The organism is Planotetraspora kaengkrachanensis, assembly GCF_016862895.1.
Lineage (GTDB): Bacteria > Actinomycetota > Actinomycetes > Streptosporangiales > Streptosporangiaceae > Planotetraspora > Planotetraspora kaengkrachanensis.
The window spans coordinates 68,420-90,444 of sequence record NZ_BONV01000004.1; the positions used below are offsets into that span (position 1 = coordinate 68,420).

Sequence of the window (22,025 nt, forward strand, 5' to 3'; positions counted from 1 at the left end):
CATGGCCTGACATGACCATGCGAGAAATTGGTCCCCCCGGGGACTGTCGGTCCGATCGTCTCCTTGCGTACGTTCTCCTCTGCGGCAACTGCTACAAGGAGGCTCGACGCCCGCGCCCGTCGGCCGAAGTGACGACTGACCACCTAAGGGGAGTGGGGTCGAACATGTGGATCACGGATTGGACCTCCCGTGCCGCCTGTCGAGGTGCGGATCCTGACGCGCTTTTCGTGCAAGGCGCCGCACAGAACCGGGCGAAGCTGATCTGTCGAGGATGCCCTGTCCGTACCGAATGCCTCGCCGATGCACTGGACAACCGCATCGAGTTCGGGGTCTGGGGCGGAATGACCGAGCGGGAACGCAGAGCGCTGCTGAGGCGGCGACCCGACGTCGACTCCTGGCGCGACCTGCTCGAATCAGCCAAGGAAGAGTACGAACGCACCAACGAGTTGATCGCCGGCTGACCCCCGACCGGCTGGGCACCACCGCACACCCATGCGGCATCTCGGCCCGAGTCACCATCGCCGGGTCAGTCTGATTTCACGGCCGGCACCCCGGCCGTTCGGGTCTCGTGGCGGGCGCGCCCTGCGCCTCCCCCTCCATTCATCACCATGACCACGCCGTCACCGCGTGGCACGGTGACCGAGACGAACGCGTCGGACTACGACGCGAGGAGCCGTCCGATCTGGCGCAGTCCCGCCAGGTCGTGGACGTCTTCCGGCATGGCGGGCACCTGAGCCAGCGGCACCGTGGGGTGCGCGGAGGTGAAGTGCTCCTGTTCCCGCTGCTCACGCGCGGCGAGTTGCATGCGGCCCGCATGCAGCCGCAACACGGCGGCGGTCAGGTCGTGTTCGCCGCGCGCCTCCAGATCCTCGGCGGCGGCGGCGCTCCGGGCCGCGGACAGTGTGGAGGCCGAGGCCCGGTGCACCCGGTTGACCACCACCCCGGCCAGGGGCATGCGGTCGTCGGCCAGCCGTTCGACGAAGTAGGAGGCCTCGCGCATGGCGTCGCGCTCCGGCGCGGCGACGACGAGGAAGGCCGTCCCGGGCGCCTGCAGGAGGCGGTAGGTCTGCTCGGCCCGCTGCCGGAAACCGCCGAACACCGCGTCGAGGGCGGAGACGAAGGTCTGGATGTCCTTCAGCACCTGTGCTCCGAGCACCTTGGTCAACATGCCCGCGACGATGCCGAATCCGGCGTTGAGCAGCTTGAACGCGCTCCGTCCCCCTGCCTTGGCCGGGGCCGTGAGGATGCGGATCAGCCGTCCGTCGAGGAACCGCCCGAGCCGTTCTGGCGCGTCCAGGAAGTCGAGGGCGGACCGCGACGGCGGGGTGTCGACCACGATCAGGTCCCAGTCGCCCGAACGGCGGAGCTGGCCGAGCTTCTCCATGGCCATGTACTCCTGCGTGCCGGAGAAGCTCGACGACAACGACTGGTAGAACGGGTTGGTCAGGATCTGCTGAGCCCGCTGGGGGTCGGCGTGGGCCTCGATGATCTCGTCGAAGGTCCGCTTCATGTCGAGCATCATCGCGTGGAGCTCGCCGCCGTTGGCCGCGTCGACCCTGTCGTCCGCGGTGCCGTTGCCCATGATGCGACGTGGGGTGTTGTCGAGCTCGGTGAGGCCCATCGACTGGGCGAGTCGCCGGGCGGGATCGACGGTGAGCACCACGACCGAGCGCCCGCGTTCCGCGGCGCGCAGTCCCAGCGCCGCCGCCGTCGTGGTCTTCCCGACGCCGCCCGACCCGCAGCACACGATGATCCGCGTCCCGTCGTCGTCCAGGATCGCGTCGATGTCCAGCGCGGGGGCGGTCCTGCTCACAGCTCAACCTCTTCTGCCTGGATGGGCGGGTGCGTCGCCGTCATGCCGCGCCCTGGTCGTGGATGCTCTCGGCGAGCTCGTAGAGGCCCGTGAGATCGACGCCGTCGGCCAGCAGGGGCAGGTCGTACCGGGGGACGCCGGCGGTGTCCAGCGTGTCGCGCTCGCGCCTCTCCAGCTCCGTACGCGTGGCGTGCTCCGCGATCTCCAGGGCGAGGGCCTCCGCGATCAGGGACGCGTCGGACTTGCCGTCCGCGAGGCCGGCCGCCTTCAGTCCCAGGGCGAGCTCCGACAGGTCGAACCGGTCGGCGGCGGCGGCGTCGAGGACGGCGTCCGGCAGCGTCGTCGGCCGGACCATGTTGATGAAGACGCCGCCGACGGGGAGCTTGGCCGCGCGCAGCTCGTCGATGCCGTCGAGCGTCTCCTGGACGGGCATCTCCTCCAGGAGCGTCACGAAGTGCACGGCCGTCTCCGGTGAGGCGAGGACGCCCCGGACCATGTCGGCGTGGTTCTTGACCGGGCCGACCCTGGCCAGCCCGGCGACCTCCTGGGTGACGTTGAGGAACCGGGCGATCCTGCCGGTCGGGGGCGCGTCCATGACGATCGCGTCGTAGACCCTGCGCCCGGAGCCGTTGCGCCGCCGTACGGCCTCGCTGGTCTTGCCGGTCACCAGGACGTCGCGCAGACCGGGCGCGATGGTCGTGGCGAAGTCGATCATGCCCATCCGGGTGAGCGCCTTGCCCATGCGCTTGATGCCGTAGAACATCTCGAGGTAGTCGAGCATGGCCTCTTCGGGATCGATCGCCAGCGCGTAGACGTCGCCGCCTCCGGGCGCCACGGCGATCTTCCGCTCCTCGTACGGCAGGGGCGGGAGGTCGAAGACCTGCGCGATGCCCTGCCGTCCCTCCACCTCCACGAGTAACACCTTGCGGTCGCCCGCGGCCAAGGCCAGGGCGAGGGCCGCGGCCACGGTCGTCTTGCCGGTCCCGCCCTTCCCGGTCACGACGTGCAGTCGCACGCCCTCCCAGTCGGTGTCACGGGACGTGCTCTTCCTGCGGGCTGGCTGTTTCACTTCGCCTCCTCCGGCCTGCCTGACGGGGTCGTCACGCGGGACCCGCCACAGCTGCGCCGGTCGGCCGGCCTGCTCCACTCGCCCACGCTTCGAAGGCTACCCAACGGTCATATCCCGATTCATCTCGGTCGACTTCGTGGGGAACCACGCATGACGGCTTGGACGTCGCTTGGGTAAGACTTGGTTTTCGGGCGTATCCCCCCTAACGCGCCCACTAAGGAGATGCCGGCAATGGAGTCGGTACTGTTCCCGTTCGTCGTGATCCTGGTCGTACTCGCGCTCATCGCCGTCGCCCGCGGCGTGCGCGTCGTCCAGCAGTTCGAAACCGGGATCATCTTCAGGCTGGGCCGCATCCGGCCGGACGTGCGCGGGCCCGGCCTGCACCTGATCATCCCGGTCGTCGACCGGATGCAGAAGGTCAACATGCAGATCGTCACGATGGAGGTTCCCGCGCAGGAGGGCATCACCCGGGACAACGTGTCGGTCCGCGTCGACGCGGTCGTGTACTTCCGGGTCATCGAGCCGATCAAGGCCTTCGTCAACGTGCAGAACTATCTCTACGCCGTCTCGCAGGTCGCCCAGACGTCCCTGCGGTCGGTCATCGGCCAGTCCGAGCTCGACCAGCTCCTGTCCGACAGGGACGAGCTGAACGCCAAGCTGAAAGTCGTCATCGACGAGCCGACCGAGGGTCCCTGGGGTGTCAGGATCGAGCGGGTCGAGATCAAGGACGTCGTGCTTCCCGAGGGCATGAAGCGGTCGATGTCCCGTCAGGCCGAGGCCGAGCGCGAGCGCCGGGCCCGCATCATCACGGCGGACGGCGAGTTCCAGGCCTCCAAGCGGCTGGCCGCGGCCGCGCGGCAGATGTCCTCCGACCCCGCGGCCCTGCAGCTGCGCATGCTCCAGACCGTCGTGGAGGTCGCGGCGGAGAAGAACAGCACGCTCGTCATGCCGATGCCCGTCGAACTGCTGCGCTTCTTCGACCGGATGGCCCCCGCCGCCGAGCGGCCCCCCGCCCCGGTGGCGGAGGATCCGGAGCCCGAGCCCGTGGAGGAGACGCTCGACGAGTTGCCGGCGGTCGAGCCGCCCGCCGATCTGCCCGCCGATCTGCCCGGTGGTGCGCCCGGGGAGGGCCTCCGGATCGAGGCTCCGCTGGGGAACGGCACAGGCGACGGCGGCAAGGCCTGACGCATCGATAGCCTGTGCGCATGACCAAGTGGGAATACGTCACGGTGCCGCTGCTGACGCATGCGACCAAGCAGATCCTGGACAACTGGGGAGAGGACGGCTGGGAGCTCGTCTCGATCGTCCCCGGGCCCAACCCCGAGCAACTCGTCGCCTACATGAAGCGGCCCAAGTGATGGCGACGCCGGAAGAGCGGATCGCCGGCCTCGGGCTCGTCCTGCCCGAGGTCGTGCCCCCGCTGGCCGCCTACGTGCCCGCCGTGCGGACGGGCGACCACGTATACACCTCCGGCCAGCTGCCGATGGTCGACGGGAAGCTCGCCGCCACCGGCAAGGTGGGGGCCGAGGTCTCGGCGGAGGAGGCCAAGGAGCTCGCGCGCGTGTGCGGGCTCAACGCGATCGCGGCCCTCAGGTCCGTGGCCGGGGACCTGTCGAACGTCGCGCGGATCGTCAAGGTCGTCGGCTTCGTCGCCAGCGCTCCCGACTTCACCGGGCAGCCTCAGGTCGTCAACGGCGTGAGCGAACTGCTCGGCGAGGTCTTCGGCGACGCGGGCAAGCACGCCAGAAGCGCTGTGGGCGTCGCCGTACTCCCGCTCGACGCCCCCGTGGAAGTCGAGATCATCGCCGAACTCCACGCCTGACTCGCGGCGCGTCCCGGGCTCGCCGGGCGCGATCACCGCACATCCTCGGAGAAGGGGCCGTCCGCCGGCCCCTTCTCCGGCTCTCCCTGCTTTCCTCCCGCTTTCGCGCCGTCCCCGGTTTCCGGATTTTTCGGGCAGTTCGCCGGCCGTCTCCCGCACGCCCCCATCCCCAGGGCGCGGCGGCGCGAATACCATGAGGCCGGGAAAACCGAGTGATGTTCTACTGGAGGCGCACATGGGCATTCCACTGCCGGGAGAGTTCGGGGAGCGTGCGCGCGGCATCCTGTCCGGCCGCATCGTGCCCGTCCCCGCCCGTGACGCCGCCACCGTGGTGCTGCTCCGGGACGACCCCTTCGAGGTCTACCTGCTGAAGCGCAAGGCGACGATGGCCTTCGCGGCGGGCGCCTACGTGTTCCCCGGTGGTTCGGTCGACCCGCGGGACAGCGACCACGCCGTCGCCTGGGCGGGTCCGTCGCCCGCCGAATGGGGCGAGTCGTTCGGAGCCGACGAGCGGACGGCCAGGGGCCTGGTCTGCGCCGCCGTACGGGAGACCTTCGAGGAGTCCGGAGTCCTGCTCGCCGGGCCCAGTCCGGAGACGGTCGTGGCGGACACCACGGGCGACGACTGGGAGGCCGATCGCCTCGCGCTGGTCGACCACACCCTGTCGTTCGCCGAGTTCCTCGATCGGCGCGGGCTCGTGCTCCGGTCCGACCTGCTGAAGGCCTGGGCGCACTGGATCACGCCGGAGATCGAGACCCGGCGGTTCGACACACGGTTCTTCGTGGCCGCCCTGCCCGCCGGCCAGCGGACGCGCGATGTGGGCGGGGAGGCGGACGTCGTGGCGTGGATGACGCCGGACACGGCGCTCGTCCGGGGCCGGGCGGGCGAAATCATGCTCATGCCACCGACATTTCACACATTGACCGAGATTGCGGCGTTCGAGAGGATCGACGACGTGTTCTCGAACGACCAGACGATCACGACCTTCCTGCCGTCCGCCAGGGAACATGACGGACAGGTCGTCCTGGACGTCCCCGACATCGACTACCGCCTCCCCACGCAGAAGCGGGAGACGGCATGAGCGGGCTGCGGATCCCGGTCGACGGACCGGACGGATCGGGTACGGCCGGCGCGATCAACCTGCTGGCCCCGAACCCGTCGCCGATGACCCTGGACGGCACCAACACCTGGGTCGTCGGTCTCTCGGACGACGTGCTGGTCGTCGACCCGGGGCCCGACGACGAGACGCATCTCAAGCGGGTCGCCGGCCACCTGGGCGACCGCAGGGTGACGGCGATTCTGTTGACGCACGGCCACGAGGACCACAGCGGCGGCGCCAGGCGGTTCGCCGAGATGGTGGGCGCGCCGGTCCGCGCGCTCGATCCCCGGCACCGGCTGGGCGAGGAGGGACTCGCGGACGGGGACGTGGTGACGGCCGGCGACACGGAGGTCAGGATCGTCGGCACACCGGGGCACTCGTTCGACTCGTTGTGCTTCTGGTTGCCGCAGGACCGGGCGATGCTCACCGGTGACACGATCCTCGGCCGGGGAACCACCGTGATCGCGCACGACGGGGATCTCGGCGATTACCTCCACAGCCTCGACAGGCTCAGGCACGGCGCCGAGATGCTGGAGGCCGAGGCGCTGCTACCCGGTCACGGGCCGGTGCTGCCCGACCCGGTCGGCGTGCTCGACGCCTACATCGCGCACCGGCGGCAGCGGCTCGACCAGATCCGCGAGGCCATCAGGCAGGGGGCCAAGGACGCCCGCGAGATCGTCGAGATCGTCTACGCCGACGTGGACACATCGCTCTGGCCCGCCGCCGAGATGTCGGTCGCGGCCCAGCTGAACTACCTCAAGAGGCTTTAGCGCGAGCGGTTGTAGAGCCGCTCCCTGTCCATGATCACGACAGCCTTGGCCTCGATGCGCAGCCAGCCACGCTGGGCGAAGTCGGCCAGAGCCTTGTTGACCGTCTCCCGTGAGGCGCCCACGAGCTGGGCGAGCTCCTCCTGGGTGAGATCGTGGTGCACCCGGATGCCGTCGTCGGTCTTCTTGCCGAAGCGGTCGGCCAGGTCGAGCAGCTGCTTGGCGACGCGGCCGGGAACGTCGGTGAAGACCAGGTCGGCCAGCACGTCGTTGGTGCGGCGGAGCCGCTGCGCGAGCGCGCGCAGCAGATGGAGGGCGACCTCGGGACGTCCGGTCAGCCACGGACGGAGGTCGTCGTGCCCCAGCCCGGCGAGCCGGACGTCGGTCAGCGCGATGGCGGACGCCGTACGGGGGCGGGGGTCGAAGAGGGACAGCTCGCCGAACATCTCGCCCGGCCCGAGGACGCTCAGCAGGTTCTCTCGGCCGTCGGGCGCTGTTCGCGCTAACTTGATCTTGCCCTCGAGCACCACGTAGAGCCGGTCTCCCGTCTCGTTCTCACTGAAGAGGGTGCGGCCCTTGGGCAGTTCGACCTCGGTGACGCTGGTCCGCAGCGCCGCGGCGCTCTCACTGTCGAGCGCGGAGAACAGGGGAGCCTTGCTCAGTACTTCTTCGGTGCTCACGGTGCCTCCTTTACTGTGGTTCGCGCTCGGTCGTCGGCTCCGTGCTTAGCCATTGTGACCCACGCCTTCCGCATAGGCTTACGGGGTGTCCCGCAAAGTTCCATCGGCGGCCGAGTCCAGGCTCGCTCTGGTGCGTCGTGCCCGGCGGATCAATCGAATCCTGGCCGAAACCTATCCTGACGCCCATTGTGAGCTCGACTTCGGCAACCCCCTTGAACTGCTGGTCGCCACGATCCTCTCGGCGCAGTGTACGGACAAAAGGGTAAATATGGTTACTCCGGTGCTTTTTGCGAAGTATCGGACAGCGGCTGACTTCGCGGCGGCGGACCGCGCGGAGCTCGAGGGGATCATCAAATCGACCGGGTTCTTCCGGGCGAAGGCGAACAGCATCATCGGCATGGCTCAGGCGCTCTGCGAACGACACGAGGGCGAGGTTCCCGGCTCGCTCCCCGAACTGGTCAAGCTGCCGGGCGTCGGCCGCAAGACCGCGAACGTGGTGCTCGGAAACGCCTTCGACGTGCCGGGGATCACCGTGGACACCCATTTCCAGCGGCTGTCCCGGCGCTTCGGGTGGACCACGGAGACCGATCCCGTGAAGATCGAGCACGAGGTCGGCGACCTCATCCCCAAGTCCCAGTGGACGATGTTGTCCCATCGGCTCATCTGGCACGGCCGGCGGATCTGCCAGGCACGCAAGCCCGCCTGCGGCGCCTGCCCGCTCGCGGCGCTCTGCCCGTCGTACGGCGCCGGCCCCACCGACCCAGAAGAGGCCCGCAAGCTCGTCAAGACGGGCCCGTTCTCCTGAGCCCGGGGGCCGGTTCCTGCGCGCCGGGCGCGTTTTCCTCTCCTCAGCGGGAAGCCTCAGCGGTCCGCGGTCGTTGTACGGCAGGCTGGTCGGCTCAGGCCCCCGAGGGGCCGAGCCAGCGCTAATCGGAGGTGCTCGTGGTTCCCGGCTGGTTGACCGACTTGGCGGCGGGAGCCGTACGGACCCGGGTTCCCGCGGCGTTGCGGCCGCCCCCGAACGGCGACGGCCGGCGTGCCGCGGTGCTGCTGCTGTTCGGCGAGGGGCCGGAAGGGCCCGACATCCTGCTCATCCAGCGCAGTTCCAAGGGGCGGGTGCACGCCGGGCAGCCCGCCTTCCCCGGCGGCGGTCTCGACCCCGACGACGACGGCCCGACCGGCGCGGCCCTGCGTGAGGCGGAGGAGGAGACCGGCCTCGACCCGGAGGGCGTCGAGGTGGTCGGCACCATGCCCGAGCTGTACGTCTCGCGCAGCCACAACCGCGTGACGCCCGTGCTGGCCTGGTGGCACACGCCGTGCGCCGTGCACGCGGCCTCGCCGGACGAGGTGGAGTCGGTGGAGCGCGTCCCCATCGCCGAACTGGTCGATCCGGCCAACCGGCTCCAGCTCCGCTATCCCACCAGAGCCGCGTCCCATCCGGCGTTCCGCGTACGCGGTCTGCTGGTGTGGGGATTCACCGCCGGAGTGCTCGACGGGGTCCTGGCCGCGACGGGATTCGAGCGGCCGTGGGACCGGTCACGGATCGAGGATCTGCCGCCCGAGGTCCTGGACCTCGCCGCCCGAGGTTAGCGTCAGGCCGAGCGCCGCCCAGTCGGCGACGTCCTCGTCCTCGTCCGAGGTCAGGCGCCGCAGCGCGGCGAGCCCGGTGGGGTCGGGGGGATCACCCATGACGTTGGGCAACGCGTAGGCGGCGCCGTACCGGACGACGGGATCGTCGCTCCCGGCGAGCTCGATCACCGACGGGAGGGCGCGTACGTCGCGCAGGTGCCCGAACGCGATCAGCACCGAGTAGAGCACATGGGAATCGGTCTCGCTCACGGCGAGATAGCGCAGGATGGGCAGGGTCCTGTCGGCGAACGGCCGGTCACGGCCGAGCTCGCCGAGGATGTCCACGCCGAGCACCCGCTCGTTCACGGACGCGCTCGCGCACAGGCGCCTGGCCACCGTGAACGTCTCGAGGTCTCCTCGTGCCTGCAGCGTGGTGATGGTCTGCCACCGTGTGGTCCCGTCCGGGTCCGTGTCGCCGAGGGCGATCTGGATGAGCCTGTCGACACCGGATTCTCGATCGCCGTGTGGCTCCCGCCGGGTCCGCTCGCGCTGGGCCTCATCGTCATCGGATGGCCCGTCCCCTGCCTCCATGACGTCACGATATCGAGGAGACCTGCGGGACGCCTGCACGATGACGGGCGCGGCTGGATACCGTTGAAACTGTGCGCGGTGATCTCCTGGACCTCATTCTGATCGGCCTCGTGGTGGCCTTCGCCGTATCCGGTTATCGGCAGGGCTTCATCATCGGGGCCTTCAGCTTCATCGGGTTCGTCGGCGGTGCCGTACTCGGAATGTTCGTCGCGCCACCGATCGCAGGCGCGATCGTGAGCGGAGACACGGAACGGGCGCTGCTCGCCATCGTGGTGGTGTTCCTCGCCGCGACCGTGGGCCAGTTCGCGTCGTCCACCATCGGGGCCGTGGTCCGCAGCCATGTGACGTGGGAACCCGCGAAAACCGTCGACGCCTTCGGGGGCTCGGTGGCCAGCGGCCTGTCCGTCCTGATCATCGCGTGGCTCCTCGGCTCGCTGATGGTCTCGATGAGCTTCGCCGTGATCAGGGACCAGGTGAACGGCTCGGTGGTCTGGCAGACCGTCGACGACGCCATCCCCAGTGGTGTCCGGGCGCTGCAGAAGCCGTTCAGGGACTTCGTCGACTCCTCGGAATGGCCGCAGGTGATCACCTCCATCGGGGGGCAGAACGTGGCGCCGCCCGACGAGGGGGTCCTGAAGGGCAGCCCGGATCTGACCCGGGCGCGCAAGTCCATCGTGAAGGTCCAGGGCACCGCCCCGACGTGCCGCAAGCGCATCGAGGGCACCGGATTCGTCTACGCGCCCCACAAGATCATGACCAACGCCCACGTGGTCGCAGGCGTGACGCGGGATCTCCGGGTCACCGACTCCACGGGGGCGGGCCACGACGCCCGTGTGGTGCTCTACAACCCCGACAGGGACATCGCCATCCTCGACGTGCCGGACCTGCAGGTGCAGGCGCTCCGCTTCGACTACTCGGCCGAGAGTCGCGACGACGCGGTCATCGCCGGCTACCCCAAGGGGCACGGGTTCACGCCGCTGGCCGCGAGGATCAGGGTCAAGCAGCGAGCCGAGTCGTACGACATCTACAACCACCGCAAGGTCGACCGTGAGGTCTACGCGATCCGGGGCAAGGTCCAGCCGGGCAACTCGGGGGGGCCGCTGCTCAGCCCGGACGGCAAGGTGTTCGGCGTGATCTTCGCGGCGGCCACCGACCAGCCGGAGACGGGTTACGCGCTGACGGCCGAGGAGGTCCTCCCGGACGCCGAAGACGGCAGCGCCGCGACAGCCCGAGTAGGCACCCAAGAATGCGACTGATTCACCTGGGTGACCCCCTTGGGTGACCCCTTGGGTGACCCCTTGGGTGTGATCATGCACAGGTTCGTGGAAGGGCCGGGCGACCTGCGCGGACACCCGGCGTGATCATGCACAGGTTCGGCGGCACGTGCGGCGACCTGCGCGGACACCCGGCGTGATCATGCACAGGTTCGGTGGCACGTGCGGCGACCTGCGCGGACGCCGCTCGTGATCATGCGCGGATTCGGCTTCGTGCGGGCCGACCTGCGTGAATCTCAAGCGTGATCATGCTCACGATTTGTGATCAGGCACAGCCGTTGAGCCGTGGGTCACTTGAGATGTCCCACTATGCGCGATATCGCGGAGTTCGCGTCCGGGGTCCCCGAGTCGATCTCAACGATGATCTGGTCGGCGGCCAGGGTCATCGCCCGCAGATCCAGGTCGAACGGCCGGCGAGAGCCGTACGAGCCGAGACGAGCGGCTCCGCGGGTCAGGAGGGCGACGGCGCCGGACGGGTTGCCCCGCTGAACATGGGTGAGTCCAACGCATATCTGGGCAAGCCCCTGCCAAAGTTCCCGTTCGTCGGAGGGGCCGGTCTTCCAGCGGGCCTCCAGCACCTCATGGGCGTGGAACGGGTGGCCGGTCTCGAGATAACGACGCGCCTCGTCAATTGCCTCCCGGGCGTCCGGCGCGTAGTCATCTGGAACGCGCGGCACGCCTGCGGTGCCGTACGGCAGGGGCCTGCCGAAGTCGTCCCGAGGGCGGGAACTGCGTGGTCTGCCTGCTTCATCACGGTCGCGCATGTCTTCTCCGCATCGCATGATCACGAACAGTTGTCGGCCTGTTCATGGTTATTGATCGAGAACTCTTGCATGATCACGAAGGGGGTTTTCGCAGGTCGGGCTGGCTCTTGCCGAACCTGTGCATGATCACGATCGGAAAGCGGCCAGGTCAGGTGGCCTTTCCACGAACTTGTGCATGATCACGCCCAAGGGGGAGGTGGGCTTGGGGGTCATCGGTCGGGCTCGGGATCGGTGAGCCAGGAGATCAATTCGTTGTCGAACCGCTCAGGCCGCTCCTCGTGCGGGAAGTGTCCGGCCCTGTCGATCTGCCTCCACCGGTACGGCGCGGCGACGTACCGGCTGGAACCCTGGGCGGTCCGGGGGAGCACGCACGTGTCGAGGGATCCGTGCAGTTGCAGGGTGGGCGCCTCGATCTCCTTCCGCATCTGTCTGGCGTAGCGCAGCCCGTCCGGCCGGAGCTGGGAGCGCCCGAACCAGCGGTGGTACTCCAGAGCCGAGTGGGCGACTCCCGGAACGCGGAACGCGTCCTGGTACGTGCGCCGCACGTCGCCGGGAGGCCACTGCGGGCCCGCCCACGCATCGAGCAGACGCCCCACGAACGCGCCTCCGTCGGCCGTCAGCCGGCGTTCCGGCATGATCGGGACCTGGAACGCCAGGGCGTGCCCGCTGGCCCGTATCTGCCCGAAGAAGTCGGTCAGCAGGGCCGCGCGCATCCGCAGGGGGTGGGGAGCGCCGACGGGGACCAGGCGGCGCACGACCTTCGGGTCGAGCACGCTCATCGTCCAGGCGAGCAGCCCGCCCCAGTCGTGGCCCACCACGATGGCCCCCGTCTCGCCGAGGGCCCGGATCAGCCCGGCGGCGTCGACGGCGAGTGTGGGCAGGTCGTAGCCGCGGGGAGGCTTGTCGCTCGCGCCGTATCCCCGGAGATCGACGGCGACGGCGCGGTATCCGGCGGCGGGCAGGGACACGAGCTGGTGCCGCCAGGTCCACCAGAACTGGGGGAAGCCGTGGAGCAGCAGCACCAGCGGCCCCTCACCCGCCTCCACGACGTGGAACCGGGTTCCTCCGGCGTGGACGTCACGGTGGGTCCACGGGCCCTCGATCCGGACCACGGACTCGTCAAGTGCCATCGCTGATGGACTCCCGGTGTGCGCCGACCTGCCCGGCGGTGGGGCCGGTGTACGGCGGGGACGGAGGAGCGGGTGTGGACGTCGCGGGGGCGGCCGCCGTGGTCTTGCCCTCCTCCGGGCCGCTCGCGAGGCCCTTCAGCGACCGGGCGGTCCGCTTCATCCCTGCCAGGCCCTTGAGACGGCGGTACCCGATGAAGCTCATCGCCACGGCGACCAGGAGATAGAAGATCGTGACGATGAGGAACGCCACCCACGTCCACAGCCCGAGCGCGACCAGCCCGTACGCGATGGTGAACGAGGCCAGGATGAGGCACAGATGCGCGATGAAGGCGGCGGCCCCGAACAGCCCGGCGGCCATGCCGACCCGCTTCGCGTCGAACCTGAGCTCGGCCTTGGCCAGCTCGATCTCCGAACGGACGAGGGTCGAGATTTGATGACTGGCCTGAGCGACCAGGGCACCGAGCGATTCGTCCTCGGGCATCAGCGATCTCCTATCTGCGTCTACGGGACATCATGTCGTGTTCGCGCCTGTACGCGCACGTGAAGAAGGGCGGATGCGAGGGCCGCTGCGATCAGGCTGGCGGCCAGGACGGCCGTCGTCACGCGATCGGAGCCCGGGTAGGCCCGTTCGCCGATGAGCAGGGAGACCGTGAAGCCGATCCCGGCGAGGACCGACACCGCCGCGAGGTCGCGCCGGCGCAGGTCGTCGCTGATCCGCGCGAACCCGAGCCGCACCGACAGCCAGGCCCCGCCGAACACGCCCGCGAACTTGCCGGCGACCAGTCCGGCCACGACGCCCAGGGCGATCCTGTCAGTGAAGACCGAGCCGAGCGACGCCGGGTCCAGCCGCACCCCCGCCGCGAGGAACGCGAACACTGGGACCGCCAGACCGGCGGAGAGGGGACGCGCGAAGTGCGCGGCACGTCGCGCGGGCGAGGGCGATCCGTCCGTTTCGCTTCCGGTCCTGGTCAGCAGCCCGCACACCACTCCGGCGACCGTGGCGTGCACGCCGCTCTCGTGCATGAGGCTCCAGGCGGCGAGGCCGAGCGCCAGGTAAACGGCCGGATTGCGGAACCGCCGCCGCTGCAGGAACCCGTAAACGGCCAGGACGACCGCCGACCCCAGCAACGGCAGGACGTGCACCTTCTCGCTGTAGAACAGGGCGATCACCGTGATCGCGCCGAGGTCGTCGACGACGGCGAGCGTGAGGAGGAAGACGCGCAGTGCGGTGGGCATCGCCGAGGCCGTCACGGCGAGCACGGCGAGGGCGAACGCGATGTCGGTGGCCATCGGGATCGCCCACCCTCGGCCGGCTCCCGGGGCGCCCCAGCTCACCGCCAGGTAGAACAGCGCCGGTACGGCCATGCCCGAGAAGGCGGCGAGCACCGGCAGAGCGGCTCTTTTCAGGGTTCTCAGCTCGCCGTGGGCGAACTCTTCCTTGATCTCGAGGCCGGCGACGAAGAAGAAGATCGCGAGCAGGCCCTCCGCCGACCACTGGCGGAGCGTCAGGTCCATCGGGCCGACGACGGCATTCCTGAGCGCGTCGTACGACGGGCTCCACGGGGAGTTCGCCCAGATCAGGGCCATGGCGGTGGCGACGAGAACCACGACTCCGCCGATGGTCTCCGTTCGCAGCGCCTCGGCCATCCGCTGGGCGTAGGCGAGGGCGGACCTGGGCGGCCGCCCCTGGGCGGGTCGGTCCATCGTCTCCCCTGTGGATCGGCTGCTGTCAGTTCGCCGAACCAGACTCCCGGCACACCTGCGGACAAGGTTACCCAAGCACGCGAAGGGGCGCGGGTGCCGAGCACCCGCGCCCCTCGACGGACCGATCGGCTCAGTCCTCGCTCTTGGCGGCCGGCAACTTCTCGGCGATGAGGTTCATCACCGAGCTGTCGGTGAGCGTGGTGACGTCACCGAGCGAGCGGTTCTCCGCCACGTCGCGGAGCAGGCGACGCATGATCTTGCCGGACCGGGTCTTGGGCAACTCGGGCACGATCATGATCTGACGCGGCTTGGCGATGGGACCGAGTTCCTTGGCCACGTGGGTGCGCAACTCGGCGGCGATGTCCGCGCCCTCCTCAGCGTTGCCGCGCAGGATCACGAACGACACGATCGCCTGGCCGGTGACCGGGTCGGTCGCTCCCACGACGGCGGCCTCGGCGACCTTCGGGTGGCTGACCAGCGCACTCTCGACCTCGGTGGTCGAGATGTTGTGGCCGGAGACCAGCATGACGTCGTCGACGCGGCCGAGCAGCCACAGGTCGCCGTCCGAGTCGCGCTTGGCGCCGTCGCCGGCGAAGTACATCCCGTCGAAGCGCGACCAGTAGGTGTCGATGTACCGCTTGTCGTCGCCCCAGATCGTGCGGAGCATCGACGGCCAGGGCTCGCGGACGACGAGGAAGCCGCCGCCGCCGTCGGGCACGGACACGCCCTGGTCGTCGACCACGTCGGCGACGATGCCGGGGAGCGGTCGCATCGCCGCGCCCGGCTTGGCCGCGGTGACGCCCGGCAGCGGGCTGATCATCATGGCGCCCGTCTCGGTCTGCCACCAGGTGTCGACCACCGGGCAGCGGTCGCCGCCGATGTGCTCGCGGTACCACACGTACGCCTCGGGGTTGATCGGCTCACCGACCGACCCGAGCACGCGCAGCGAGGACATGTCGTACTTGGCGGGGATGTCGTCGCCCCACTTCATGAACGTCCTGATCGCCGTCGGCGCGGTGTAGAGGATCGTCACGTCGTACTTCTGGACGATCTCCCAGAACCGGCCCCGGTGCGGAGTGTCCGGGGTGCCCTCGTAGATCACGCTGGTCGCGCCGTTGGCGAGCGGGCCGTACACGATGTAGGAGTGCCCGGTCACCCAGCCGATGTCGGCCGTGCACCAGTAGATGTCGGTCTCCGGCTTGAGGTCGAAGACCGCGTGATGCGTCCAGGCGGCCTGAGTGAGGTAGCCGCCGGTGGTGTGCAGGATCCCCTTGGGCTTCCCGGTGGTGCCGCTCGTGTACAGGATGTACAGCGGGTCCTCGGCGTCGTGCGGCACGGGCTCGTGCTCGGACGGCTGGCGGTCGACGATGTCGTGCCACCACACGTCCTTGTCGGTCGTCGCGACGTCCTGGCCGGTCCTGCGGACGACGAGGACGTGCTCGATGCTCGGGCACTGCTCGACCGCCTCGTCGACCGTCGGCTTGAGCGCGCTCGGCGCCCCGCGCCGGTAACCGCCGTCGGCCGTGATGACGATCTTGGCGTCGGCGTCGTCGATGCGGCTCTTGAGCGCCGCGGCGGAGAAGCCGCCGAAGACCACGGAGTGGATCGCGCCGATGCGCGCGCAGGCGAGCAGCGAGATCGGCAGCTCGGGGATCATCGGCATGTAGATGGCGACCCGGTCGCCCTTGCGGACGCCCAGCTCCTCGAGGGCGTTGGCCGCCTTGGAGACCTCCACCTGGAGATCGGCGTAGGTGATCGTACGGCTGTCGCCGTCGGGCTCGCCCTCCCAGTAGTAGGCGACCTTGTCGCCCCTGCCGGCCTCGACGTGGCGGTCGACGCAGTTGTAGGCGACGTTCAGCTTGCCGCCGATGAACCACTTCGCGAAGGGGGGATTCCACTCGAGGGTGGTCTCCCAGGGCTGGGCCCAGGTCAGCCGCTCGGCCGCGCGCTCCCAGAAGGCGAGCCGGTCCTCGGCGGCCTCCTCATAGGCGCTCGCCGTGATGTTCGCGGCCGCTGCCAGGTCGGCCGGTGGGGCGAACCGCCGCGTCTCGCTCAGCAGGTTCGACAGCGTCTCCTGGGTCTCGTGACCGGGGGTATCGGGGGCCACTCCGTACTCCTTCACAGCGTTGTGGAATCACTTTCGTTCGGCCGCCTCGGCCAAGCCGTGGATGTCGTGTCTCACTTCACCAGGCCAGGGGCGCAAAGTACAAGTAATCCTGGTAGGTCCACAGGCAGCCTACGGCTACCCGGTGTGACCCTCTCTTGTCCTCGTTAATAGCGCTATCGCTGATAAATCAGTCGATTAGAGAGATATAAGAGCATTCCATGCGCTCAGCGGCCCAACCGGCTCGCCGAACGACCCCCTACTGGCCGGTAGGGTCGGTCCCTGTGAAGGACCCATTGGCCGCCATCGCCGAGTTGCCCGGCGTGCCCCAGGCCGTTCAGGAGGCTCGGGAGGCGGTCGACCGCCTCTACGGACACCGGCTGCTCCGCCGGAGGAGCCCCGAGGTGTCCGCGGAGTCCGCGCTACGCGGCGCTCGGGCCTCCGCGGCGCTGGAAGGCGTCGAGGCCGAACTGGAGCCGCTCCGGCGGGGCGAGGTCGCCGACCCCGTCGTGCAGGGCGCGCTGCGGGCCTCCGCGGAGCTCGGACGGCTCGGCAAGACCTGGCGGTCCGCCCCTCCCCAGGTCCTCGCCCGGCTGCACACTCTCGCGGCGACCGGTCTGACTGAGAACCCCGGCCGGCCGAGGACGGCGCCGACCTCCGCCGACCCGCTCGGGCTCGGCGCCGCACCGGGCCCCGAGGAGACCGCGGCGCGGATGAGTGCGCTGGCGGACCTGGTCACGGCGGCCCCGCAGGCGCCGGCCCTCGTACTGTCCGCGATCGTGCACGCCGAACTCGCCGTGCTCCGGCCGTTCGGAGTGGTGGACGGCGTGGTCGCCCGGGCGGCGGCGCGGCTCACGCTCGTGGAGCACGGGCTCGACCCCAAGTCGCTCGTGGCCGTCGAGGTGGGTCACGCCGACCTCGAGGACGCGTACGGCGAGAGCCTTCGGGCCTATCTCACGGGCACCGCCGACGGTGTGGGGACCTGGGTGCGGCACTGCGCCGCAGCCACGGTTCTGGGAGCCCGCGAGACCACCGCCGTCTGCGAAGCGTTGTCGCGCTGATCTTCCGAGGGCCGGGAATCGGTGCCCGGATGCGGGGAGGGGGTGGCGAAATCAGGTGGGGACAAATCGGCCGGAGGCAAAGTATCCGGAGACAAAGCGGACGGCGTCCCTGGGATGGAACGCCGTCGCCTGTACGTCACACTGGGTTACCAAGCGTGCACCTCGAATTTGCCGGACCGGGTCAAGCCCGTCTCGGCACGCCTCCCGCGGCTGGTCGCGCGTGGGTGCCCTGCGGCCGTACGCGGGCCCTACGGCCCGTAAGCCCTTTCTACGTCCGATTGCCTCGGTTGAAAACCCCGGGACCAAGACCTTTACGAGGATCTCAGTCTTCCGGAAACAGGTATTTGTATGGTCTTATGGCGGTAAGGATGAGTCTCCACCGCTGGAGCTCGCCGGGGCCGTCGATTTCACTCGGTGTGACCGGTGGCCCCTACCGGAACCCGACGCTGATGTCCACAGTCGAGACTGACTCAGTGAAAAAAACTGATTCAGTTTAGAGAGGATGCTCGACGAACCTCATATCGATCGGGCAGCATACGGTGTGTCTCTTCCGAAGGAGGCCTAGCATGTGCGACTTGCCACGCGGTGGTCTCCTTCCAACGACTTTCTTCTAATACGGAACCGGCTCTACCCCCCCAGAGCCGGACCGGTTGGCGACCCCCGCTCTCCCCCCCAGCGGGGGTCGCCTGCTTTCTCCTCCGTTCACGGTTCCCCGTGCCGTAAGCCTGCGTGCCGTACGGCCTGGCGATGTTGTGCATACCCCCGTCGTCCACAGGCCGGGTGCCCGTCCACAGAGCCGCGTTCGGACGTCGGACAGGGGCACGGGACGGCGCATCGTGGTCTCCCCGACCGACAGGGAGAGACCGATGCACCGGCCCTTGGCCATCACCGACGACCAGGAACTTCTCGACGATCTGCTGCGTCTCGCCGCGGCCGCCGGTGTGGAGATGGACGTCGCCCATGCGGCAGGCCACGCCCGGCCGTACTGGACCCTGGCTCCGCTCGTGGTCGTCGGAGGCGACCTCGCCGACGCCCTGGCCGCGGTCGCGCCGCCGCCACGGCAGAACGTCCTGCTCGTGACCCGGGTGCACAACGACCCGGACATGTGGCGCAGATGCGTGGCCGTGGGAGCGCAGGCCGTGCTCGAACTGCCTCAGGAGGAGCGGCTTCTCGTGGAGGAGCTGGGCGAGCTCGCCGACCCTGTGACCAGGTCGGGCACTGTTCTGTGCGTCGCCGGCGGCAGAGGTGGCGCGGGGGCCACGGTCCTGTCGGCCTCGCTGGCCCTCACGGCGTCCCGGACCGGCGCGAGGACGTTGCTCATCGACGCCGACCCCCTCGGCGGTGGCATCGACGTCGTCCTCGGCCAGGAGGAGGCGACCGGAGCCCGCTGGCCTGACGTCGTCGGACGGGAGGGCCGGGTCAGCTTCGCCGCGCTCCAGGACGCGCTGCCGACGTTCGGCGAGCTCACCGTGTTGTCCTGGCATCGCGGCGAGCCGGCGGACATCCCGCGGGAGGCGATGCGGGCCGTGCTCGACGCCGCCAGGCGCGGGTGCGACCTGGTCGTCGTCGACCTCCCGCGCGCGGTGGGCGAGGGAGCGGCGGAGGCGCTGTCCAGGGCGACGGCCACGCTGGTGGTGGTCCGGGCGGACGTCAGGGGCACCCTCGCCGCCGCCCAGACGCTCGCGCTGCTGCGTCGTCACACCGGCGATCTCCGGATGGTCATCCGCGAAGGGAGCATCGAGCCGGAGGTCGTCGCCACGACCCTGGGCCTGTCCTGTGCGGGGCTCGTCCCCGAGACGCGCGGCCTCGCCGAGACGCTGGATCGGGGCGATCCGCCCCCGCTCGGCCGCACTCCGCTCGGCCGGTTCTGCTCCGATCTGCTGTCAGAGCTCACGTCGTGACCACGGTGAACGCCGTGCCGGCGGAACTGGCCGAGGCCGTCAGGGTACGGCTGTCGCGAGCGGGAGTCCCGCCCACCGCGGCCCAGGTGGCCGCCGCCCTGCGGGCCGAGCGTGCGGTCCTGGGAGACGCGGAGGTCCTCGCGATCGCCCGCGTCCTGAAGGCGGAGCTCATCGGCGCGGGCCCTCTCGAAGGCCTGCTGTCCGAGCCGGGCGTGACAGACGTGCTGGTCAACGGGCCGCGTGAGGTGTGGATCGACGACGGCTCCGGGTTGCGCCGCACGGCGGTCGCCTTCCCCGGCGACGAGGAGGTCCGGCGGCTGGCCCAGCGGCTCGCGGCCGCCGCAGGCCGGCGGCTCGACGACGCCTCCCCCTACGTGGACGCGCGCCTGGCAGGCGGGGTGCGACTGCACGCGGTGTTGCCGCCCATCGCGCCCGACGGCACCTGCCTGTCGCTTCGCCTGCCGTCACGCCGGGTCTTCGCGATCGAGGAGCTGGTCGCGGGAGCAGGTGCGGCGGTGCTGCGGGCGGTCGTGGCGGCACGGCAGGCGTTCCTCGTCACCGGCGGCACCGGCACGGGGAAGACGACACTGCTGTCGAGCCTGCTCTCCCTCGCCGACCCGGGAGAGCGGCTGATCCTCGTCGAGGACTCCGCCGAGCTGAGGCCCCACCACCCACACGTCGTGCGGCTGGAGGCACGGCCGCCCAACCTCGAAGGCGCCGGGGGCGTCGGCCTCCGCGATCTCGTACGGCAGGCCCTGCGCATGCGGCCCGACCGTCTCGTCGTGGGGGAGGTGCGCGGGAGCGAGGTCGTCGATCTGCTGGCCGCGCTCAACACCGGCCACGAGGGTGGTTGCGGGACTCTCCACGCCAACAGGGCGACGGACGTCCCCGCCCGGCTGGAGGCGCTCGCGTGCGCGGCCGGGTTGTCCCGTGAGGCCGTGCACAGTCAGATCGCGGCCGCTCTCGACATCGTCGTCCATCTCGTCCGCGATCCTGGTGGCGGCCGTCGCCGGGTGGCGGAGGTCTGCCTGCTCGAACGCCAGGACTCCGGGCTGGTGGTCGCCGTGCCCGCGCTCACGTTCGCGGCGGACGGCCGTGTCCGTCCCGGCCCGTCTCTGGACGCGCTGCGCCGCCGTTGCCCGGAGCTCCCATGGTCGTCGTAGCCGTACTGGCCGCCGTGCTCGCCGCGTGGGTGGGCGCCGGTCCGAGCGCGCCGGAGGCGAGGCTCACCGCGGTCCTCGGCGTCCGTGGACCGAGGACCGCTCGTGGTGCGTGGAAGGCGCTGGTCGACCGTCGGCGTCCGATGGCCGACGAGGCGGTGTGGCGGACGGCGTGCATCGAGCTGTGCGAGTCGTTGGCCGCCGAGCTTGCCGCCGGGAAACAGGCGGGTGAGGCTCTGATGAGATCGGTCTCCGCCGTGACGGTGCCGGACGCGGCCGTCCTGTTGCCCGTCGCCGCAGCGGCTCGCGACGGAGGAGACGTTTCCGCCGCTCTCGCCGGTGCCGCATCCGTCCGGGGCGGCGAAGGCCTCCTGCGGCTCGCCGCCTGCTGGCGGGTGAGCGCGACGGTGGGCGGCGACCTCATGGCGCTCGTCGAGCACTTGGCCACGTCGCTGCGCGCAGTGGAGTCACATCGGCAGGACGTGGCCGCGCAACTCGCGGGCCCACGGGCGACCGCCCGCATGCTGGCGGGCCTTCCCGTGCTGGGCCTGCTCATGGCGGCCGGGCTCGGAATGAGTCCCGTGTCCTTTCTCCTCGGCAGCCCGGCCGGGCTCGGCTGCCTGGTTCTTGGCATCGCGCTCGATGCGACAGGCGTCTGGTGGACCGGTCGCCTCGTCGCGGGCGCGCAGGGACGGTCCTCGCGAGTGCGAGCGCGAGAGCGGCAGCTGGTGCCGGGCGGTCGCGCGACATGATCGTGCTCGCCGCGATGGTCCTCACGGCACTCGCGGTGCTGGCCTGGCCGGCTCCCGTGTCCCCCGAAGAACGGCTCCGCGCGATCCGGAGTACGCCGAGCGCCACCAGCCGGGGCGACGGCTCCGGAGGAGACGTCGGCAGGCCGGGACTCGTCGTCTCCGTGCCGGCGGGGTTCGTCGTGTTCCTGCTCGTGGGCGGGGTTCCAGGAGCGGTCGCCGGCGTGCTGGTCGCCGTGGGCGCGCTCGTGATCGTCGGCAGACGCGAGCCGGCCGACGTCCGCCGGCGCCGTGAGCGGATGGCCGCGGATCTGCCCTTCGCCGCTGACCTCGTGGCGGCCTGCCTGCGGGCTGGCCAGCCGTTGAGCGGCGCGATCGACACCACGGCCGGAGCCCTCGGCGGCCCTCTCGGCGAGCGGCTCGCCTGGGTGGCGGCGCAGGTGCGGCTCGGGGCCGATCCGGAGGACGTGTGGGCGGTCGTCGCGGGCGAACCGCCGCTGGGCGCGCTGGCCCGGACGATGATCAGGGCCGCGCAGAACGGGGCTCCCGTCGCGGACGCGCTCACGAGGCTGGCCGACGATGCGCGCGACGCCGCTCGGGCGGCCTCGGCGGCGGTCGCTCGCAAGGCCGGAGTCCAGGCGGTCGCTCCGTTGGGTCTGTGCTTCCTCCCCGCGTTCGTGCTCCTGGGGATCGTGCCCGTGGTCGCCGGCCTGGCGACGCAGATCCTCCTGCCGTGATCCGGCTGAGGGCAGGCCGTGGCCCGGGGGC

Annotated in this window: 23 protein-coding genes; 14 read left to right on the forward strand and 9 right to left on the reverse strand. The window is 70.3% G+C overall.

What is annotated here, in order from left to right; translation table 11 throughout:
- Nucleotides 1–164 precede the first annotated feature (164 nt).
- On the forward strand, nt 165–461 hold the full coding sequence (locus Pka01_RS06730) for a WhiB family transcriptional regulator (protein ID WP_036326687.1): 297 nt from the start codon (nt 165–167) through the stop codon (nt 459–461).
- Between the two features lie 197 nt (nt 462–658).
- On the opposite strand, the gene bagB is transcribed toward Pka01_RS06730, so the two are convergent.
- Both bagB and bagA read right to left on the reverse strand, forming a co-directional pair.
- Nucleotides 659–1,813, reverse strand: a complete 1,155-nt coding sequence (bagB, locus tag Pka01_RS06735; protein WP_203881735.1) for an ATPase BagB — start codon at nt 1,811–1,813, stop codon at nt 659–661.
- Between the two features lie 40 nt (nt 1,814–1,853).
- Nucleotides 1,854–2,882, reverse strand: a complete 1,029-nt coding sequence (gene bagA / locus Pka01_RS06740; RefSeq protein ID WP_239114788.1) for an ATPase BagA — start codon at nt 2,880–2,882, stop codon at nt 1,854–1,856.
- Nucleotides 2,883–3,113: 231 nt separating this feature from the next.
- Between bagA and Pka01_RS06745 the strand changes: the two genes are divergently transcribed.
- The 5 genes from Pka01_RS06745 to Pka01_RS06765 all read left to right on the forward strand — a co-directional run bounded on the left by Pka01_RS06745 (nt 3,114) and on the right by Pka01_RS06765 (nt 6,573).
- A complete protein-coding gene (locus tag Pka01_RS06745; protein ID WP_203881736.1) occupies nt 3,114–4,067 on the forward strand; it encodes a slipin family protein in 954 nt (317 codons plus the stop codon).
- A 20-nt stretch (nt 4,068–4,087) separates the two neighbouring features.
- Entirely contained in the window at nt 4,088–4,240 is a 153-nt protein-coding gene (sp36, locus tag Pka01_RS06750; protein WP_203881737.1) for a Sp36 family protein, read from the forward strand.
- Nucleotides 4,240–4,704, forward strand: a complete 465-nt coding sequence (locus Pka01_RS06755; RefSeq protein WP_203881738.1) for a RidA family protein — start codon at nt 4,240–4,242, stop codon at nt 4,702–4,704. Before sp36 ends, Pka01_RS06755 begins: the two co-directional genes overlap by 1 nt.
- A 235-nt stretch (nt 4,705–4,939) precedes the next feature.
- On the forward strand, nt 4,940–5,785 hold the full coding sequence (locus Pka01_RS06760) for an NUDIX hydrolase (protein ID WP_203881739.1): 846 nt from the start codon (nt 4,940–4,942) through the stop codon (nt 5,783–5,785).
- Entirely contained in the window at nt 5,782–6,573 is a 792-nt protein-coding gene (locus Pka01_RS06765) for an MBL fold metallo-hydrolase (RefSeq protein WP_203881740.1), read from the forward strand. Before Pka01_RS06760 ends, Pka01_RS06765 begins: the two co-directional genes overlap by 4 nt.
- On the opposite strand, the gene Pka01_RS06770 is transcribed toward Pka01_RS06765, so the two are convergent.
- A complete protein-coding gene (locus tag Pka01_RS06770) occupies nt 6,570–7,250 on the reverse strand; it encodes a Crp/Fnr family transcriptional regulator (RefSeq protein WP_203881741.1) in 681 nt (226 codons plus the stop codon). The genes Pka01_RS06765 and Pka01_RS06770 overlap by 4 nt on opposite strands.
- 85 nt (nt 7,251–7,335) lie before the next feature.
- Between Pka01_RS06770 and nth the strand changes: the two genes are divergently transcribed.
- Nucleotides 7,336–8,055 carry an endonuclease III gene (nth, locus tag Pka01_RS06775; protein WP_203881742.1) on the forward strand — a complete coding sequence of 240 codons (720 nt, stop codon included), beginning with the start codon at nt 7,336–7,338 and terminating at the stop codon, nt 8,053–8,055.
- Nucleotides 8,056–8,207: 152 nt separating this feature from the next.
- On the forward strand, nt 8,208–8,840 hold the full coding sequence (locus Pka01_RS06780; protein WP_239114789.1) for an NUDIX hydrolase: 633 nt from the start codon (nt 8,208–8,210) through the stop codon (nt 8,838–8,840).
- Here Pka01_RS06780 and Pka01_RS06785 read toward each other — a convergent pair.
- On the reverse strand, nt 8,787–9,410 hold the full coding sequence (locus Pka01_RS06785; RefSeq protein WP_203881744.1) for a HEAT repeat domain-containing protein: 624 nt from the start codon (nt 9,408–9,410) through the stop codon (nt 8,787–8,789). The genes Pka01_RS06780 and Pka01_RS06785 overlap by 54 nt on opposite strands.
- Nucleotides 9,411–9,481: 71 nt before the next feature.
- On the opposite strand from Pka01_RS06785, the gene Pka01_RS06790 reads away from it, so the two are divergent.
- Nucleotides 9,482–10,666 (forward strand): MarP family serine protease, encoded by a 1,185-nt coding sequence (locus tag Pka01_RS06790; protein WP_203881745.1) that lies wholly within the window; start codon nt 9,482–9,484, stop codon nt 10,664–10,666.
- 308 nt (nt 10,667–10,974) lie between these two features.
- Here Pka01_RS06790 and Pka01_RS06795 read toward each other — a convergent pair whose 3' ends face one another.
- The 5 genes from Pka01_RS06795 to acs form a co-directional block, all read right to left on the reverse strand.
- Nucleotides 10,975–11,448, reverse strand: coding sequence for a DUF309 domain-containing protein (locus tag Pka01_RS06795; RefSeq protein ID WP_203881746.1), 474 nt, complete (start codon nt 11,446–11,448; stop codon nt 10,975–10,977).
- A 209-nt stretch (nt 11,449–11,657) separates the two neighbouring features.
- Nucleotides 11,658–12,578 carry an alpha/beta fold hydrolase gene (locus tag Pka01_RS06800; RefSeq protein WP_203881747.1) on the reverse strand — a complete coding sequence of 307 codons (921 nt, stop codon included), beginning with the start codon at nt 12,576–12,578 and terminating at the stop codon, nt 11,658–11,660.
- Nucleotides 12,568–13,059 carry a phage holin family protein gene (locus tag Pka01_RS06805; protein WP_203881748.1) on the reverse strand — a complete coding sequence of 164 codons (492 nt, stop codon included), beginning with the start codon at nt 13,057–13,059 and terminating at the stop codon, nt 12,568–12,570. Before Pka01_RS06805 ends, Pka01_RS06800 begins: the two co-directional genes overlap by 11 nt.
- A gap of 20 nt (nt 13,060–13,079) precedes the next feature.
- Nucleotides 13,080–14,282 (reverse strand): Na+/H+ antiporter NhaA, encoded by a 1,203-nt coding sequence (nhaA, locus tag Pka01_RS06810; protein WP_203881749.1) that lies wholly within the window; start codon nt 14,280–14,282, stop codon nt 13,080–13,082.
- Nucleotides 14,283–14,412: 130 nt separating this feature from the next.
- Nucleotides 14,413–16,389 (reverse strand): acetate--CoA ligase, encoded by a 1,977-nt coding sequence (acs, locus tag Pka01_RS06815; RefSeq protein WP_203881750.1) that lies wholly within the window; start codon nt 16,387–16,389, stop codon nt 14,413–14,415.
- A gap of 281 nt (nt 16,390–16,670) precedes the next feature.
- On the opposite strand from acs, the gene Pka01_RS06820 reads away from it, so the two are divergent.
- From Pka01_RS06820 to Pka01_RS06840, 5 genes are all read left to right on the forward strand, one after another.
- The gene (locus Pka01_RS06820) at nt 16,671–17,447 is read left to right on the forward strand and encodes a Fic family protein (protein WP_239114790.1); all 777 of its coding nucleotides are present in this window, start codon (nt 16,671–16,673) and stop codon (nt 17,445–17,447) included.
- An 866-nt stretch (nt 17,448–18,313) separates the two neighbouring features.
- Nucleotides 18,314–19,348: a septum site-determining protein Ssd gene (gene ssd / locus Pka01_RS06825; protein ID WP_203881752.1), complete on the forward strand. Its 1,035-nt coding sequence runs from the start codon at nt 18,314–18,316 to the stop codon at nt 19,346–19,348.
- Nucleotides 19,345–20,511 (forward strand): TadA family conjugal transfer-associated ATPase, encoded by a 1,167-nt coding sequence (locus Pka01_RS06830; protein ID WP_373318104.1) that lies wholly within the window; start codon nt 19,345–19,347, stop codon nt 20,509–20,511. The genes ssd and Pka01_RS06830 overlap by 4 nt, the downstream gene beginning before the upstream one ends.
- Entirely contained in the window at nt 20,499–21,260 is a 762-nt protein-coding gene (locus Pka01_RS06835) for a type II secretion system F family protein (protein ID WP_203881753.1), read from the forward strand. Before Pka01_RS06830 ends, Pka01_RS06835 begins: the two co-directional genes overlap by 13 nt.
- Nucleotides 21,257–21,994, forward strand: coding sequence for a type II secretion system F family protein (locus Pka01_RS06840; RefSeq protein ID WP_239114791.1), 738 nt, complete (start codon nt 21,257–21,259; stop codon nt 21,992–21,994). Before Pka01_RS06835 ends, Pka01_RS06840 begins: the two co-directional genes overlap by 4 nt.
- Nucleotides 21,995–22,025: the final 31 nt, after the last annotated feature.